Origin of the sequence: Iodobacter sp. BJB302 (assembly GCF_002735645.1) — a bacterium.
Lineage (GTDB): Bacteria > Pseudomonadota > Gammaproteobacteria > Burkholderiales > Chitinibacteraceae > Iodobacter.
In genome coordinates this window covers 1-15812 of sequence record NZ_PDZG01000036.1, presented here as the reverse complement: position 1 = coordinate 15812, position 15812 = coordinate 1, and the positions used below count along the sequence as shown (strand labels likewise).

16 protein-coding genes are annotated in these 15812 nt (G+C 51.0%); 9 read left to right on the top strand and 7 right to left on the bottom strand.

Features of this window, described 5'->3' with window-relative positions; all coding sequences use genetic code 11:
• Positions 1-23: 23 nt before the first annotated feature.
• On the bottom strand, positions 24-890 hold the full coding sequence (locus tag CSQ88_RS12695) for an MBL fold metallo-hydrolase (RefSeq protein WP_099398465.1): 867 nt from the start codon (positions 888-890) through the stop codon (positions 24-26).
• 85 nt (positions 891-975) lie between these two features.
• Here CSQ88_RS12695 and CSQ88_RS12690 point away from each other — a divergent pair, with 85 nt between their 5' ends.
• Genes CSQ88_RS12690 through CSQ88_RS12675 form a run of 4 tightly spaced genes read left to right on the top strand, consistent with a single transcriptional unit; the run spans position 976 to position 3839 of the window.
• Positions 976-1308: a helix-turn-helix transcriptional regulator gene (locus tag CSQ88_RS12690; RefSeq protein WP_218963081.1), complete on the top strand. Its 333-nt coding sequence runs from the start codon at positions 976-978 to the stop codon at positions 1306-1308.
• Positions 1298-1723, top strand: coding sequence for a YeeE/YedE family protein (locus CSQ88_RS12685; protein ID WP_099398463.1), 426 nt, complete (start codon positions 1298-1300; stop codon positions 1721-1723). The genes CSQ88_RS12690 and CSQ88_RS12685 overlap by 11 nt, the downstream gene beginning before the upstream one ends.
• An 8-nt stretch (positions 1724-1731) precedes the next feature.
• Complete coding sequence (locus CSQ88_RS12680; protein ID WP_099398462.1) at positions 1732-2148, top strand: DUF6691 family protein; 417 nt, start codon at positions 1732-1734, stop codon at positions 2146-2148.
• A complete protein-coding gene (locus tag CSQ88_RS12675) occupies positions 2145-3839 on the top strand; it encodes a SulP family inorganic anion transporter (RefSeq protein ID WP_099398461.1) in 1695 nt (564 codons plus the stop codon). Before CSQ88_RS12680 ends, CSQ88_RS12675 begins: the two co-directional genes overlap by 4 nt.
• Before the next feature lie 171 nt (positions 3840-4010).
• On the opposite strand, the gene motD is transcribed toward CSQ88_RS12675, so the two are convergent.
• The 5 genes from motD to CSQ88_RS12650 form a co-directional block, all read right to left on the bottom strand.
• Positions 4011-4823, bottom strand: a complete 813-nt coding sequence (gene motD, locus CSQ88_RS12670; protein WP_099398460.1) for a flagellar motor protein MotD — start codon at positions 4821-4823, stop codon at positions 4011-4013.
• An 83-nt stretch (positions 4824-4906) separates the two neighbouring features.
• Complete coding sequence (locus CSQ88_RS12665) at positions 4907-5839, bottom strand: S49 family peptidase (protein ID WP_099398459.1); 933 nt, start codon at positions 5837-5839, stop codon at positions 4907-4909.
• On the bottom strand, positions 5832-6188 hold the full coding sequence (locus tag CSQ88_RS12660) for a Rieske 2Fe-2S domain-containing protein (RefSeq protein WP_099398458.1): 357 nt from the start codon (positions 6186-6188) through the stop codon (positions 5832-5834). Before CSQ88_RS12660 ends, CSQ88_RS12665 begins: the two co-directional genes overlap by 8 nt.
• Positions 6181-6837 (bottom strand): HAD-IA family hydrolase, encoded by a 657-nt coding sequence (locus CSQ88_RS12655; protein ID WP_099398457.1) that lies wholly within the window; start codon positions 6835-6837, stop codon positions 6181-6183. Before CSQ88_RS12655 ends, CSQ88_RS12660 begins: the two co-directional genes overlap by 8 nt.
• On the bottom strand, positions 6830-7786 hold the full coding sequence (locus tag CSQ88_RS12650; protein WP_099398456.1) for an RluA family pseudouridine synthase: 957 nt from the start codon (positions 7784-7786) through the stop codon (positions 6830-6832). Before CSQ88_RS12650 ends, CSQ88_RS12655 begins: the two co-directional genes overlap by 8 nt.
• A 778-nt stretch (positions 7787-8564) precedes the next feature.
• Here CSQ88_RS12650 and CSQ88_RS12645 point away from each other — a divergent pair.
• The 5 genes from CSQ88_RS12645 (at position 8565) to CSQ88_RS12625 (ending at position 15648) form a co-directional block, all read left to right on the top strand.
• Positions 8565-11555, top strand: coding sequence for an Rne/Rng family ribonuclease (locus CSQ88_RS12645; protein WP_099398455.1), 2991 nt, complete (start codon positions 8565-8567; stop codon positions 11553-11555).
• A gap of 479 nt (positions 11556-12034) precedes the next feature.
• A complete protein-coding gene (locus tag CSQ88_RS12640; protein WP_099398492.1) occupies positions 12035-12964 on the top strand; it encodes a branched-chain amino acid ABC transporter permease in 930 nt (309 codons plus the stop codon).
• Between the two features lie 14 nt (positions 12965-12978).
• Positions 12979-14091, top strand: coding sequence for an ABC transporter ATP-binding protein (locus CSQ88_RS12635; RefSeq protein ID WP_099398454.1), 1113 nt, complete (start codon positions 12979-12981; stop codon positions 14089-14091).
• Positions 14088-14858: an ABC transporter ATP-binding protein gene (locus CSQ88_RS12630; RefSeq protein ID WP_099398453.1), complete on the top strand. Its 771-nt coding sequence runs from the start codon at positions 14088-14090 to the stop codon at positions 14856-14858. Before CSQ88_RS12635 ends, CSQ88_RS12630 begins: the two co-directional genes overlap by 4 nt.
• 73 nt (positions 14859-14931) lie before the next feature.
• The gene (locus CSQ88_RS12625) at positions 14932-15648 is read left to right on the top strand and encodes an ABC transporter ATP-binding protein (protein ID WP_099398452.1); all 717 of its coding nucleotides are present in this window, start codon (positions 14932-14934) and stop codon (positions 15646-15648) included.
• 73 nt (positions 15649-15721) lie between these two features.
• Here the strand turns inward: CSQ88_RS12625 and CSQ88_RS12620 are convergent.
• The coding region (locus CSQ88_RS12620; protein ID WP_143449393.1) for an IS3 family transposase at positions 15722-15812 on the bottom strand (91 nt) is incomplete at its 5' end.

Here is a 15812-nt window from a genome sequence, read left to right as displayed (position 1 = left end):
TATCTCGTTTGTTTAAAGAAAAATTACAAAACATTCAGGGGTATTTTTATGTAGCGCTGTCCATCTACCTCAGCCGGAGGAAAGCTGCCTGCCCGAATATTGATTTGAATCGAAGGTAAAATCAATTGTGGCATATCGAGCGTTTTATCTCTTGCCTGCCGCATTGCAATAAACTCAACCTTGCTGATCCCTTGGTGCACATGAATATTGCCCTCACGCTGATCGGCAATGCTGCTTTGCCAGGCCACGGCAGACCGCCCTGCGGGTACATAATCATGGCAGACAAAGACACGGCTTGTATCTGGCAGCGCCAGCAGCTGCTGAATAGAGTCGTAAAGCAAGGCCGCATCGCCCCCGGGGAAATCACAGCGTGCAGTGCCCACATCAGGCATAAACAGGGTATCGCCCACAAACAAAGCATCACCTATCAAAAAAGCGATGTCCGCGGGTGTATGGCCAGGCACAAATAAAACTTCGGCGTTTAATGCGCCAATCTGAAATACATCCCCAGCCGCAAACAGCACATCAAACTGGCTGCCATCCACGGCAAAATCCGCTTCCATGCCAAAGATTGGTTTAAAAATACCCTGTACCTGATTGATGTGCTGGCCAATTGCAATTTTCCCGCCAAGCTTGTCTTTTAAATATGCTGCCGCTGACAGATGATCTGCGTGAGCATGCGTTTCAAGAATCCAATCTACTTTTAAATCGTTCGCCTTTACAAACTCAATCAATTTATCTGCGCTTACACAGGATGTGCGCCCGGATTTGGCATCGTAATCCAGCACCGTATCGATCAGAGCGGCATACCCTCCCTGCTGCTCAAACACGATATAGCTGATGGTTGAGGTGTTCGGGTCATAAAAAGCTTCAACTTGAGGTTGTTGCATTTTTCTTGCTCCATAATAATTATGTTTGCAAATATTATATATAAAACTATAATGTGTCAAAATACGAACCACCAGTGAACACATCATGACTCCACAACAGATTCTTGCTATGCGCCAGTCCGCACATGGCGCAACCCGTATTTTAAAAGTAATGGCCAATGAAGACCGCCTGCTGCTGCTCTGCCAGATGGTTGACAGCGAAAAATGCGTTTCTGATTTTGAAACCCTGCTCGATATTCGCCAGCCTACGCTCTCACAGCAGCTTACGGTTTTACGCAAAGAAGGCCTGGTCAATACACGCCGGGATGGCAAACGAATTTATTACAGCCTGGCCAGTGCCGAAGTACAGCAATTGCTGGAAGTGCTCTACGCCCTTTACTGCCCGATTGAGACCAGGGAGACACCGGATGCAAATTGACTGGATTCATTTCACACCATGGAGCGCCTTGCTTGGCGGTGCATTACTTGGTCTTGCCAGTGGCTTGCTCGCCCTGCTGGCCGGAAAAATTGCAGGCATCAGTGGTATTTTAGGCGGTTTACTCAGCGCTTCTGCAGATATGGCATGGCGTGTTTTTTTCTTGGTTGGCATGCTGCTTACCCCCCTGCTTTGGCTTGCCTTTAAAACTCCCGCAGAGATTCAAATCAGCGCCAGCACACCGGTCATTATCGTTGCCGGATTATTAGTGGGCACAGGCACGCGCTATGGCAGTGGCTGCACCAGCGGCCACGGAGTTTGCGGCTTATCCCGTTTTTCGATCCGCTCTCTCGCCGCGGTCGCCAGCTTTATGGGCGCAGGCTTTATCACCGTATTTCTTACCCACCACCTGCTCTGAGAGATCAAATGCTCAAGATGATTGCTTTATTTGCCGGGCTGCTGTTCAGCCTTGGGCTGATTATTTCTGGCATGGTTAACCCGGCCAAAGTGATTGGTTTTCTTGATTTAACCGGTCACTGGGATCCAAGCCTGGCGCTGGTCATGGCAGGCGCCATTGCAACTGCCACTCCCTTTTTTATTTGGGCCCAAACCCGTAAACAAACCTTGCTGACCCATGAAAAAATGGCTTTGCCAGACAGCAAGATCATTGATCGCCCGCTGATTGCAGGCAGCATTCTTTTTGGTATTGGCTGGGGGCTGGCTGGCATTTGCCCGGGCCCTGGCCTTGTTGCGCTTGCCATGGGCGAAGTGAAGGCGTTTATCTTTGTCGTATCCATGCTTATTGGCATGTTTATTTTTACTCTGATCCCCAAAAAGTCATGAAGGCCACCCAATCCCTGGCAAAGTTTTTTCCGATTTTGCAATGGCTGCCCCAGTACCAGAAAAAAACTTTTGCCGGAGATTTAAGCGCCAGCCTGATTGTTGCCGTGCTTCTTATTCCACAAAGCCTGGCCTACGCCTTGCTGGCAGGCCTGCCGCCGCAAGCCGGAATTTATGCCAGTATTTTACCGCTGGTGGTTTATGCATTTTTTGCCAGCAGCATGGTGCAATCGGTCGGCCCCATGGCCATCAGCGCCGTGATGACCGCCAGTGCCTTAGCGCCGCTGGCCGCCATGGGTTCGGCAGAATACAGCGCACTGGCCGCCAGCCTTGCCCTGCTCTCTGGCTTGTTTTTAGCCGCCCTTGGCTTGCTGAGGCTCGGCTTTATAACGCAACTTCTTTCCCACCCCGTGATTAACGGCTTTACCAGCGGTGCCGCCATCCTGATCATCATTGGGCAAACCGCCCCACTGCTTGGCGCGCAGGATCACACGCTGCTGCACGTCATCATGCATCAGCCCCATCACCTTCTTTTGGGCCTGACTTGCCTTGCTTTACTCTGGCTGCTGGGGCAGCCACTCAATACCCTGCTGCTGAATAAAAAAGTGCCCCATGCCCAGCTGATCGCCAAACTCAGCCCGCTGTTTCTGATACTGCTAATCACCGCCGCAGTGCACCGCTTAAACATCCAAACGCGCTTAATTGGCCCATTCCCCGGCCAGTTGCCCGTGTTTTCCTGGCCTGATCTTCATCCGGATCAGCTCGCCAGGCTCTGGCTGCCTGCCATCACCATTGGTTTGGCTGGCTTTTTGCAAAGCATCACCATTGCTCAAAGCCTGGCGCTCAAAGCCAGGCGAAATATCGACAGCAATCAGGAGCTGATTGGTTTGGGTGCCGCCAATATTGCAGCTGCAGCAAGTGGCGGGTTTCCAGTGAGCGGCGGGTTTTCCCGCACAGCCGTCAATGCCGCTTCGGGCGCACATACCCCTCTGGCGGGCGTGATGACGGCAGTATGGATTGCTCTGGCGGCACACTGGTTCAGCGATTACTTAGCGCTCCTGCCGCAAGTACTGTTAGCCGCCACCATTATTCTGGTAGCCATTCGCCTGATTGATTTTGATTTTCTGATTCGCAGCTGGCGCTATGACTGGCGTGACGGGGCTGCTTTTATCAGCACAGCCATCGCTGTTTTACTTTTAGGCGCCATGCAGGGCATTGTGGCCGGGACAGGGGTATCGCTCATTCTGTTTTTATGCCGCAGCAGCCAGCCGCATATCGCCGTCGTCGGCCGGATTGCGGGCACAGAGCATTTTAGAAACATCAACCGTTTTACCACCCAAACCTGTCCGGCCGTTGTGGCCATCCGAATTGATGAAAGCCTTTATTTTGGCAATAGCGCAAAAATACAGGCTGAACTTATCCAAATTCTTGCCCAGGCACCTGCCGCGAAACATCTGCTGCTTATTCTGTCTGCGGTTAACAGTATTGATTACAGTGCCATGCAGGCGATCAGCCTGCTGCAAGAAAACCTGCGGGTGCGGCAAATTAAAATCCATCTGGCCGAAGTAAAAGGCCCTGTTATGGATCATTTGCGCCGCAGTGAAATGCTGAGCACGCTGGACGGGGAAGTATTTCTCAGCGCCCACTTAGCCATGCAGGCCTTAAGCGGAGTGAGTGAGGATTTTTCGATTTAAACAGAAAGCCCCAGCCTCAGACCTGTAAACACCGGGATAAGCGGGACACAGAACACAAACAGAAAAGCAAACGCCATCATCCCTCAGGATATTCCTGGCGTACTGCCTTTAAACTTCGTGTTCTCTGTGCCTGCAGATCTTTTTCCTGAGGGAGGCATGACTGATGCGCCTTTATTTAGGCGCAGGAGGTGCGGGAGCAGGCCTGGCTTCATTCCCCAGGGGCAGCACCGCTACTTCGTCTTTATTATCAGCAAGAATATTCAAAGTCACCCTGCGATTGCTGGCCCGGCCTTCCGGGGTGTCATTACTGCCTTGCGGCCGAAATTCACCATAGCCGATTGCCACCAGACGCTGCGGCGCTACGCCTACATCAACAAATAAACGCACCACGCTGGCTGCACGGGCCGCAGATAATTCCCAGTTGGAAGGAAACTGCCCGGAGCGCATGGCCTGATTATCCGTATTGCCTTCGATCTGAATCAGGTTATCCGTATTCTTAACCATTTCAGCCACCGCAATCAGCGCGGTGGCCGATTCAGTATGCAAATCTGCCTTGGCAGTATCAAACAAAACTGAATCGCTGATTTCTACCGCAATACCCCGCTTGGACTGAGTGACGCGCACCTTGCCCTGATCAATCAAAGTACCCAACGATTTTTTTAAATCACCAGCCATGCCTTGCATTTTTTGTGTCTGCTCAAGCACTTTAGGGCTGGGCAAAGGGGTAGATACAGCCGTCAGCACCACAAGCTTATCCGGCACACCTGCAACAGGCTGGTTTTGTTTGATCACTTCTTTGCTGGTTGGTGTTTGCTTAAATGCATCCACCATTGAATTTGACAACACCTTGTATTTGCCTTCATTCACCGATGAAATAGCGTACATCACCACAAAAAAAGCAAATAACAGGGTAATAAAGTCTGCATAAGACACTAACCAGCGCTCATGGTTATCATGCTCCTCGTGCCTGCGCTTGCGTGCCATGCTGAGCTCCTTTTCAAGATAAAAGGCGGGTACATTGCTGCACCCACCTGCACAAGCCAATATATTAAAACCTGTCCTGCCTATTACTTCAGCTGCAGATTAAATTCTGAAACCAGCTTGTTTGCCGCAGACACCCCAATCTGGCGGGCCAGGCGGTCTGCATAACTTGGGCGGGGCGTAAAATCGACAATATCTTTCGCCTTAACCACATCACGCGCAACGCTGTCCACCGAGCCTAATGCATCAACCAGACCCATTTTGACGCTGGCCGCACCACTCCATACCAGGCCGGAAAAGAGATCTGGATTATCTGCCAGCTTATTCCCGCGGCCAGCTTTAACCACCGCAATAAACTGCTGATGAATCTCATCCAGCATGACCTGCGCCTTATCCCGCTGGCCCTGGCTCATTGGCGAATAAGGGTCTAAAAAGCCTTTATTTGCACCAGCCGTCAGCAAACGACGCTCTACGCCCAGTTTTTCCATGACACCGCTAAAACCAAAACCATCCATCAATACGCCAATCGAGCCCACCATAGAAGCCTTATCCGCGTAGATTTTGTCTGCGCCTGCGGCTGCGTAATAGCAACCCGAAGCGCAAATTTCCTCAATCACCACATAGAAAGGGATCTTAGGATGCAGCTTTTTCAAGCGGGCAATTTCATCCGACATCATCCCTGCCTGCACCGGGCTGCCACCCGGGCTGTTGGCCTGTAAAATCACCGCTTTGGTGTTTTTATCTTCAAACGCAGCAGTTAAACCTTCGATCAGGGTAGCTGCATCGGCCTCGCCACCCGCTGAAATAGCCCCCTCCAGCCGAACCACGGCAGTATGCGGCCCAGCCAGCTCATCACTGGCTTTCTTGCCCACCCAGCCCATCATCATGGCCAGAATCAGAATCACAATACTAAAAGTGACCAGCTTAAAAAAGATATTCCAGCGGCGTGCACTGCGTCTTTCTTTAATACCGGCATGCAGCAAACTTTGTAATTGTTCGCGTTCCCAGGATTCATTCATGCTGTGTTTTTTCCTCAATCAGGCAGACTTGGCCCGCGTATTCGCGAACCGGTAAAGAAACAAGCTTGCGGCCCGGGCAAGGGCCGCCCAAGCAAAGACCCGTGTCGGGCGCATAATATGCGCCGTGTGTAGAACAAACAAGCCAGGAGCGGGAGTAATCAAAAAAATCTCCCGGTTTAAAATCCAGCTCAATTGGAATATGTGCACACTCGTTAATATATGCATACACCTGACCATCATACCGAAGTACGAAAGCATTCCGTTCACGCCCTCCCCACATAAGGGTAAAGCGCAGCGCCAGGCCCCGCTCTGCTAAGTTCTGGCTCTGGCACAGCACCCGATCAGGCATTTAATAAAATCCAGTCTTTTAAAGCATGGAAATCATCAAAATGCGCCAGCGGCTTGCATGTTAATAACTCAGGCAATTTGTGTGCGCCATAGGTGAGCGCTAAACTTTGCGTCCCCGCATTTTGTGCCAGTTGCAAATCATGCGTGGTGTCACCAATCATCACTGCCCGGCTACCCTCCACTCCGCATTTATCCAGAATGTAATGCAGCATTGCAGGATGAGGCTTGGAAAACGCTTCATCAGCCGTGCGCGTAATTTTAAAAAACGCATCCAGCCCCGTAGACGCCAGCACCCGGTCTAAACCCACTCTGGATTTACCCGTTGCCACAGCCATTTGAAAGCCTGCATCAGCAAACAAAGGCAGTGCATCCAGCACCCCGTCGTATAAAGCCACATCCTGATCCTGGGCTAAATAAAAGCGCCGGTACGCCCCTACAACCTCAGTAATCTGCGTGGCACTGGCTTCAGGTGCAAGATGCTGCATGGCCTCATGCATACCGTAGCCAATCACATAACGCGCTTCTTTATCTGATGGCACAGCTAAGCCAACCTCTGCAAAAGCCGATTGAATAGCACGGGCGATCGTGCCCGTGGAATCCATCAAAGTGCCATCCCAATCAAAAACCAGCAAATCAAATTGCTTAGGCATGCGTTTTCTCAAGTTGGTCGATATAAGATTGTAATTCGGGCGGCAAAGGCGCTTCCAGCTCTAATGATTTACCAGTAATGGGGTGATCAACCACCAGGCGCCATGCATGCAGAAACATGCGCCGCAGCCCTAGCCTTGGCAAGATTTTATTTAAAGCAAAGTCACCGTATTTCTCATCGCCCAGAATAGGATGCTCGCTTGCAGCAAGGTGCACCCGAATCTGATGAGTGCGCCCAGTTTTAAGCTCGCATTCCAGCAAGGAACAATCTTTCCAGACCTGACGGCGATTCACAACCGTGTGCGAAATCTTACCTTCCGGCGAAACACGCACACGACGCTCACCCTCGGCAGTGTTGTATTTCAGCAAAGAAAATTTAACATGGCTGCGTGGATTTTCCCACACACCTTTCACCAAAGCCAAATATCGCTTATCAATCCGGTGATTATCACGCAAGGCATCTTGCAAAACAGTCAGCGCAGAGCGCTTTTTGGCCACCATCAGAATGCCCGACGTTTCTCTGTCCAGCCTGTGCACTAATTCCAGAAATTTAGCTTGCGGCCGCTGAGCACGAATCAGCTCAATCAGACCAAAACTGACGCCCGATCCACCATGAACTGCCAGTCCGGCGGGTTTATTTAAAATTAAAATGGCATCATCTTCAAAGATGATGGGTATATCAATACGGTGCGAAGCCGCCACAGCTGGCGTGGCATCTGGCTTCTCTGCAACACGGACCGGCGGCAAACGTAAAATATCACCGGCAACGATGCGATAAGTCACATCACTGCGGCCTTTATTTACGCGAACTTCACCGCTGCGCACAATACGATAAACATGACTTTTGGGTACGCCCTTGAGGTGTTTTAACAAAAAATTATCCAGCCTTTGGCCGGCATCTTCTTCATCCACGGTCAGGAACGTGACGGATGCTTTGCTACTGCCCTTCATCTTGACTTATACTCTCCGCACGCCACAACCCAGAAGGTTGCGGCAGGTTGGCCGGTGCGATAAAAACGCAACGGCAACGATTACCGCAAGGGCTTGTTTTGATAAGGGACTTTTTAACAGCCCCCTCAGAACAAGCACTGCGCAAGGTGGCCAAGGCCACTTTTAGATCCCGCTCTTAAAGCAATACTGCAAGACGATACAGTCGGCGATTACCTTCCCGCCGTAGAGAAATATGCTCTGCCCCTCCCAACTGGCACAAAAAGCCAGTCTTAGCAAAACTGGGAGCGCGAGCGCGGGGCTCGCCTATCTGCCGTCAAGCTGATGCAACAAGTTCCGGGAAGCGGTTATCTCGCTCACCGCAAAAAGCAGCGATGGTAATTGATTTATATATATAAAGCACTCATCGGATTCTTATTAGCGTACTGGCCTACTTTTACAGAAAAACAAGTAAAAACGCCGGTATGGTACGTTCGGCAGCTAGTCACCATTGTAATGGCCGCAAAAAAAAGGTGAGAGAAGAATAAAAACCAGCAAGAAACCGAATCCAGATCCTTGTTTAAATCATTGCTTAACAAGGATTTTAGGCCGATTTCCAAGTCCAGGTATAAACTTCACCGCCCTTTTGCAGGCCGCTGTAAATAATTGCATGGAAACAGCCTAACTCCCCCAGCGCCATCAATATGATGCGGGCACTTATTAACCGCCTGCGTTCAGGCAGTTACACTGGGCATGCCAGAACCTAATTCCTGCCGCGTGAGTGCGTGCTGGAGTCTTTTTTATGAAACGTATGTTATTTAACGCAACGCAGGCTGAAGAGCTGCGCGTTGCGATTGTTGATGGTCAGAAGCTAGTTGACCTCGACATTGAAACCGTTGGTAAAGAACAGCGGAAATCCAATATCTACAAGGGTGTGATTACCCGCGTAGAGCCTAGCCTTGAAGCCTGCTTCATTGATTACGGCTGCGATCGCCATGGCTTTTTGCCGTTTAAGGAAGTCGCCCGCGCCTACCTGAACGACAATGGCGACGGCAATGGCCGCCCGCGTATCGGTGATTCTCTTAAAGAAGGTCAGGAACTGATCGTTCAGGTAGAGAAAGACGAGCGTGGCAATAAAGGCGCAGCCCTGACGACCTATATCAGTCTTGCTGGCCGTTATTTGGTACTGATGCCAAACAACCCGCGTGGTGGTGGTGTTTCCCGCCGCATTGAGGGTGAAGAGCGCAACGAGCTTCGCGCCGTTCTTGATCAGCTTGAAACGCCAAACGGCATGAGCCTGATCGCACGCACTGCAGCGATTGGCCGCAATGCCGAAGAATTACAGTGGGATTTAAACTACCTGCTGCAACTCTGGCGTGCAGTTGAGGGCGCTGCTTCTACCCAGACTGGCGCATTCTTGATTTATCAAGAATCAAGCTTAGTCATCCGTGCAATCCGTGATTACTTCCAGCCTGAAATCGGCGAACTTCTGATTGATAAGCTCGATATTTATGAGCAGGCACGCCAGTTTATGAGCCATGTAATGCCGGCCAATGTAAACCGCGTGAAGTTCTACCAGGATGACGTACCGCTGTTTTCACGCTTCCAAATCGAGCATCAGATCGAAACAGCCTTTGCCCGCGAAGTGAATTTGCCTTCCGGCGGCGCAATTGTGATCGACAAAACCGAAGCGCTTTATTCTATTGACGTGAACTCGGCCCGCTCCACCAAGGGTGCCGACATCGAAGAAACCGCATTGCGCACCAATATGGAAGCCGCTGACGAAATCGCTCGTCAGATGCGTCTGCGTGACGTGGGTGGTTTGATCGTGATCGATTTTATCGACATGGAAAACCCAAAGAATCAGCGCGAAGTAGAAAACCGTCTGCGTGACGCCCTACACCACGACCGTGCCCGCGTTCAGACAGGCAAAATCAGCCGCTTTGGCCTAATGGAATTATCCCGCCAGCGCCTGCAGCCTTCATTAGAAGAAACCAGCCATATTGCTTGCCCGCGCTGCCACGGCACCGGCTTTACACGCGGCATCGAATCTTCTGCACTCAATATTCTGCGGATTATTCAAGAAGAATCAATGAAGGAAAACACCGGTGCAATCCATGCACAGGTGCCGGTTGATGTTGCGACCTTCCTGCTCAATGAAAAACGTGCTGAAATTTTTGCACTTGAAGCGCGCCTGAAAGTCAGTGTGGTACTGATTCCAAATACCCATCTGGAAACACCCAACTACAACCTGTCACGCCTTCGTCACGAAGACATTGGCAGCAATGAAGACGTCATTCCTTCCTACAAAATGGTTGATCAGCCAAGTGAAACCGGCTACCAGCCAGGTAAGGTAAAAGAAGAGCAAACCAAGCGTCAGGAAGCCATGGTGAAGGGTATTACGCCTGACCAGCCAGCGCCAATCTCTGCCCGTGATCGTATTGCCGCACCGAGCGACACCGTTGCTGCACCATCACTGTGGAAAAAACTGCTGACATGGTTCCAGGGTGAGCCTGCTGCTCCGGTTGAGCCACCTAAACCTGTGGCTGCCGCGCGTCCGCAAAATAACTCGCGTAACCGCAATGATCGTGGCCAGCGTCCGCCGCGTGAGCCACGTGAAGGCCAGGCACCACGCGCAGAGCGTCCTGCCCGTAATGAAGAAGCACCTGCACAGGCACGTCGCGGCAGTGGCAAACCACGCATCGAAGAAGACTTGCAAAAGAGCCGTGAAAATCGTGAAGCGCGTGAAAACCGCGAGCCACGTGAACGGAACGAGCGCAATGATCGCACTGAACGCAGCGAAGCCCCGGCAGAACAACGCCCGCGTAACGAGCGCCCGCCACGTCAGGAACGTCAGCCACGCAAAGAAGCCGCTGCAGCAAGTAATACAGAAGCGTTGTTAAATGCACCTGTTGCAGAAAACAACACAGATGAAGCCAGCGAGCAGCAACGCAGCCGCCGCCGTCGCAGCCGCCGTGGCGAGCGTCGTGGTGAGCGTGTTGAAACCAGCGGTGCAGAAGCAGCCTTCACAGCCATTGATGCACCAGCACCCGGCTTTGTGGCTTCAGCCCCTGCACCAGCGCCCGTTGTGAGCATCCCTGCCCCAGCGCCAGCACCGGTTATTGCTCCGGCTGTAAACGTTACACCTGCGGCCCCTGTGGTTAATATTGCGCCAGTGGAAACTGTAGCTGCACCAGTCGCTCCGGCAGCACCTGCGGCAGTTGCTGAGATTGCTCCTGCTGCCCCGGTTGTTGTACCTGCAGTGGTCATCCCTGCCGCACCGGTGATTGCTCCGGCTGCTCCGGTGGCAGAAGCGACTCCTGCTCCGGCAGTAGCCAACACACCTGCGCCTGTTGTCGTGGCAGAGCCTGTTGCTGCGCCAGCACCGGTTGCAGCTCCTGCAGCCCCTGTTGTTGCAGTTACCCCGGCTGAGCCAGCGCCTGTTGTACCTGCACCTGTGACGCCGGCTGCACCAGCACCAGCATTACAAATTGGTACACCTGAAGCCGCAGGACTGGTCATGGTTGCTACCCGCAGCCTGCCGGCAGCTGCCGAAGAGCCGGTTGTTGTGGCACCAGTGCGCCGTCGCCGCAGTGACGTGCAAGCTGCAAACACACCGCTGGTGAACGAAGCACCGATGCTGCAGCAAGTTGAAACACAAGCTGCTGGCAATACTGAAGCAGCAGCAAAACCGGCAGCAGATACACCCCGTGCGCCGCGCCGTGATGCAGCTGCGCCAGCAAGTGATCACACTGCAGAGCCTTTAGTTCAGGTTCAAACCAAGCAGTTTTAATCAGGTCTGAAATAAGCCTACCCAAAGCCACCGGATCCTATCCGGTGGCTTTTTTATTTCTGTAAACAACAGTCTGTCTATTCTTACCCCGCCAATTTTCAACGCCGCCTAGCTAATATCCTTTTCTAAAACTAAGTTCACCCCCGCCACTCCCTAAGGTTTAAACCCCAGCACCTATTTAGCGAGCTTAAATTAATTCCTCATCCTGATTACAGAGCAAAAACCCTATACTCCTGTTTTAAAAAAAGAATAAAGCATTCAAAACAATGATAATGAAATAACAACAAACTTATATCTAAATAGAATACATTAGCCAATAGGCTTTAATCTTCCTGTTTAAAACGGCCTCACCCCAGATTGCCAGTTGGGGAAATTCACAAGTATCCGCAGCAATTATTCAAGGTTAATTTTTGTACTCAGACCAAACTGTAATGGTCTTATTCAATCGCATCTGCACTCCTTACTTGGGCCTAAACAACGTGGATATTTTTCTCCAGCAAATTTTTAATGGCTTGGTTGTCGGTAGCATTTATGCGCTGATTGCCCTTGGCTACACCATGGTGTACGGCATCATGCAGCTGATCAATTTTGCCCACGGCGAGATTGTGATGATTGGCGCGATGGTCACCATTACCTGCATCAACGTCTTAATTGGCCACAACGTCGCCTTGCCCGGCCCTATGCTTTTATTAATTGGCTTTATGATGGCCGTGCCTGTCTCGATTCTTTTAGGCTATGCGATTGAGAAAATTGCCTATCGCCCGCTGCGTAAAGCCCCAAGGCTTGCCCCCCTGATTACAGCCATTGGCGTATCCATTGTCTTGCAACAAGCCGCCATGCTGATCTGGGGCCGCAACTACCGCCCTTTCCCAGCCATTTTGCCCAGCACCGTGCATGAAATTGGCGGCGCAACCATTACCAGCCTGCAAATCGCCATCATTGGGCTAGCCCTAGCTTTAATGGCAGGCCTGTTTTTCCTGATTGAGCGCACCAAGCTGGGCCGTGCCATGCGCGCAACTGCACAAAATCCGGAAGTTGCAGGCTTAATGGGTGTAAACATCAACTCCATCATTTCTATGGTATTTATGATTGGCTCTGCACTGGGCGCGGTAGCAGGCGTCATGGTTGCCGCAAATTACGACCAGGCCCATGCCTATATGGGTTTTCTGATTGGCCTGAAAGCCTTTACTGCAGCGGTTCTGGGCGGGATTGGTAATTTAGGTGGTGCAGTATTAGGCGGGCTGTTGCTCGGCCTCATCGAAAGCCTGGGCTCTGGCTATCTGGGCGATTTAACCGGTGGTGCATTTGGCAGTAACTACAAAGACATCTTCGCTTTTATCGTACTGATTATCGTACTGGTCTTCCGTCCGTCCGGCCTGTTGGGCGAGCGTGTTGCTGACCGTGCTTAATGCCCAGGGGAAACATGATGCTATTAAAACTTGAAAATCCCCGCACACGGCTGATCGCCATGGCGGTGCTGACAGTCGTGATGCTGGTCCTGCCTTTTGCATTAACAGGCAGCTTTGAAAGCGGCAAATCCTGGATTCGCACCATCGATTTTGCCCTGCTCTATATCATGCTGGCCCTCGGGCTGAATATTGTTGTCGGCTACGCAGGCCTTCTGGATTTAGGTTATATCGCTTTTTATGCCGTAGGCGCCTATCTCTATGCCATTTTAAACTCGCCTCATCTGGCTGCTGTTTTGCCTGCTTGGCTTATTTCTCCTTCTTTTCCTGTCATGATTCTAATGGCAGGCTTAGTTGCCGGGCTGTTTGGTGTTTTATTAGGCTCACCCACTTTAAAGCTGCGCGGTGATTATCTGGCCATTGTTACCTTAGGCTTTGGTGAAATTATCCGTATTTTTATGAACAACCTGGATCGCCCCATCAACATCACCAATGGGCCACAGGGCATTAACAATATTAAGAGCATTCATGTAGCCGGTTACGATTTTGGCCGCCCTATTGAGTTTTTGGGCCTCTCTTTTGAAAAAGTACACCTCTACTACTACTTGATTCTGGCGTTTTGTCTTTTGATTATTTTTGTCTCCATGCGCCTGCAAAACTCCCGTATTGGCCGTGCATGGGTAGCAATTCGTGAAGATGAAATTGCCGCCAACGCCATGGGCATTAACACCCGAAATATCAAACTGCTGGCGTTTGCAATGGGCGCAAGCTTTGGCGGTGTATCTGGGGCTTTATTTGCCAGCTTCCAGGGTTTTGTTTCACCAGAATCATTTGTGCTGATGGAATCCATCATGGTGCTGTGCATGGTGGTCTTAGGCGGAATGGGGCATATCCCTGGCGTAATTCTGGGGGCGATTATTGTATCGATCACGCCTGAGATTTTGCGTGATGTAATCAACCCGCTGCAACAAGCCATCGTTGGCCGCAAAGTCGTTGATCCAGAAAATTTACGCATGCTGATTTTTGGCCTTGCCATGATCGTGATTATGCTGCTCCGCCCCGAAGGCCTGTGGCCATCCAAGCGCCGCAAAGCAGAATTTCATGAAAAAGATGAGGAGGCAAAAGCATGAGCGAATTACTGTTAAAAATTGAAGGCATTACCAAGCGTTTTGGCGGGCTGCATGCTTTGTCTGGTGTTGGGCTGACCATCAATAAAGGCGAAATTTACGGCTTAATCGGCCCTAATGGCGCTGGCAAAACCACGCTGTTTAATGTGCTTACCGGGCTGTATCAGCCTGATGAAGGCCACTTTAGTTTTAATGGTCTGGATTTATTCCGCCAAAAACCCAATATCGTTGTTGAATCAGGCATTGCCCGCACTTTTCAGAATATCCGCCTTTTTGCCAATATGACGGCACTCGAAAACGTAATGGTCGGCCAGCACGTGCGCACTCAGTCCGGTATTCTGGGCGCGATTTTCCATAGCCCCAAAGCCGTCAAAGAAGAGCGCGATATCCACACTAAAGCGACTGAACTGCTTGCCTATGTAGGAATCAGCAAGCACGCCAAAGAGCTGGCACGCAACTTATCCTACGGCGATCAGCGCCGTCTGGAAATTGCCCGTGCCTTAGCGACACGCCCCAAGCTGCTGGCGCTGGATGAGCCGGCTGCGGGGATGAATCCCAAAGAAACAGACGATCTGAAAAAGCTGATGGAAAAAATCAGAAACGATGGCGTCACTATCTTGCTGATCGAGCACGATGTAAAACTCATGATGGATTTATGTGATCGCATCGCGGTGCTCGATTACGGAAAGAAAATCGCCGAAGGCATACCCGACATCGTAAAAAATGATCCCCGTGTGATTGAAGCCTATCTGGGCGTTGCCCCGGAATGAGCACGCTGTTACTGCAAGCCAAAGCGCCCTCAAAAAACAATTGGCGCGAAGCTTTTCAAGGAGTTGCACAAAAATGAGTAGCCCATTATTACAAGTAAAAGACTTAAAAGTGGCCTACGGCGGCATTCATGCCGTAAAAGGAATTGATTTAGAAATCCACCAAGGCGAGCTGGTGGCCCTGATTGGTGCCAATGGCGCGGGTAAAACCACAACCCTTAAAACGCTGATCGGTATGTGCAACCCCAGCTCGGGCGATATTTTATTTGATGGCCAGTCGACCGCTAAAAAACCTATTTACGATTACGTTAAACAAGGGCTGATTATGGTGCCCGAAGGCCGGGGCATTTTCAGCCGCCTGACCGTCGAAGAAAACCTGTTAATGGGGGCATACACGCGCAACGATAAAGCAGGCATTGAGCATGATATGGAGCGCGTTTACTACCTTTTTCCAAGACTAAAAGAGCGGATGAAGCAGCTGGCGGGCACGCTGTCTGGCGGTGAGCAGCAAATGGTGGCAATTGGCCGCGCCATATTAGGCCGCCCCAAGCTGCTGCTGCTGGATGAGCCATCGATGGGCCTTGCGCCGATTATTGTGCAAAAGATTTTTGAGATCATCAAAATGATCGCCGCCGAAGGGGTCACCATGCTGCTGGTAGAACAAAATGCCAAACTGGCTTTGCAAACCGCCAACCGTGGCTATGTGATGGAGTCAGGAAAAATCACCTTAGCAGATACCGCAGAAAACCTGCTGGCTAACCCTAAGATTCAGCAAGCATATCTGGGCGAATAAAACCTGCTTTGTTCAGCCCCCAAACAAAGAGCCGCCTATTGAACTGACCCCAATTAGTTGGACAGTATAAAAGCTAGGCGCTCAAGGGCTGGGTTCTGTATTGCACAGGACTCAGCCCTTTTAACTTCAGTTTGATTCGGTCGTGGTTATAGTAATGGATGTAA

Excerpts from the sequence above, each read along its gene's own strand:
- CSQ88_RS12635 (WP_099398454.1), top strand. The coding sequence starts at position 12,979 with ATGATGCTATTAAAACTTGAAAATCCCCGCACACGGCTGATCGCCATG.
- CSQ88_RS12660 (WP_099398458.1), bottom strand. The coding sequence starts at position 6,188 with ATGCCTGATCGGGTGCTGTGCCAGAGCCAGAACTTAGCAGAGCGGGGC.
- CSQ88_RS12685 (WP_099398463.1), top strand. The coding sequence starts at position 1,298 with ATGCAAATTGACTGGATTCATTTCACACCATGGAGCGCCTTGCTTGGC.
- CSQ88_RS12645 (WP_099398455.1), top strand. The coding sequence starts at position 8,565 with ATGAAACGTATGTTATTTAACGCAACGCAGGCTGAAGAGCTGCGCGTT.
- CSQ88_RS12680 (WP_099398462.1), top strand. The coding sequence starts at position 1,732 with ATGCTCAAGATGATTGCTTTATTTGCCGGGCTGCTGTTCAGCCTTGGG.
- CSQ88_RS12690 (WP_218963081.1), top strand. The coding sequence starts at position 976 with ATGACTCCACAACAGATTCTTGCTATGCGCCAGTCCGCACATGGCGCA.
- CSQ88_RS12695 (WP_099398465.1), bottom strand. The coding sequence starts at position 890 with ATGCAACAACCTCAAGTTGAAGCTTTTTATGACCCGAACACCTCAACC.
- CSQ88_RS12625 (WP_099398452.1), top strand. The coding sequence starts at position 14,932 with ATGAGTAGCCCATTATTACAAGTAAAAGACTTAAAAGTGGCCTACGGC.
- CSQ88_RS12655 (WP_099398457.1), bottom strand. The coding sequence starts at position 6,837 with ATGCCTAAGCAATTTGATTTGCTGGTTTTTGATTGGGATGGCACTTTG.
- CSQ88_RS12665 (WP_099398459.1), bottom strand. The coding sequence starts at position 5,839 with ATGAATGAATCCTGGGAACGCGAACAATTACAAAGTTTGCTGCATGCC.
- motD (WP_099398460.1), bottom strand. The coding sequence starts at position 4,823 with ATGGCACGCAAGCGCAGGCACGAGGAGCATGATAACCATGAGCGCTGG.
- CSQ88_RS12650 (WP_099398456.1), bottom strand. The coding sequence starts at position 7,786 with ATGAAGGGCAGTAGCAAAGCATCCGTCACGTTCCTGACCGTGGATGAA.
- CSQ88_RS12675 (WP_099398461.1), top strand. The coding sequence starts at position 2,145 with ATGAAGGCCACCCAATCCCTGGCAAAGTTTTTTCCGATTTTGCAATGG.
- CSQ88_RS12630 (WP_099398453.1), top strand. The coding sequence starts at position 14,088 with ATGAGCGAATTACTGTTAAAAATTGAAGGCATTACCAAGCGTTTTGGC.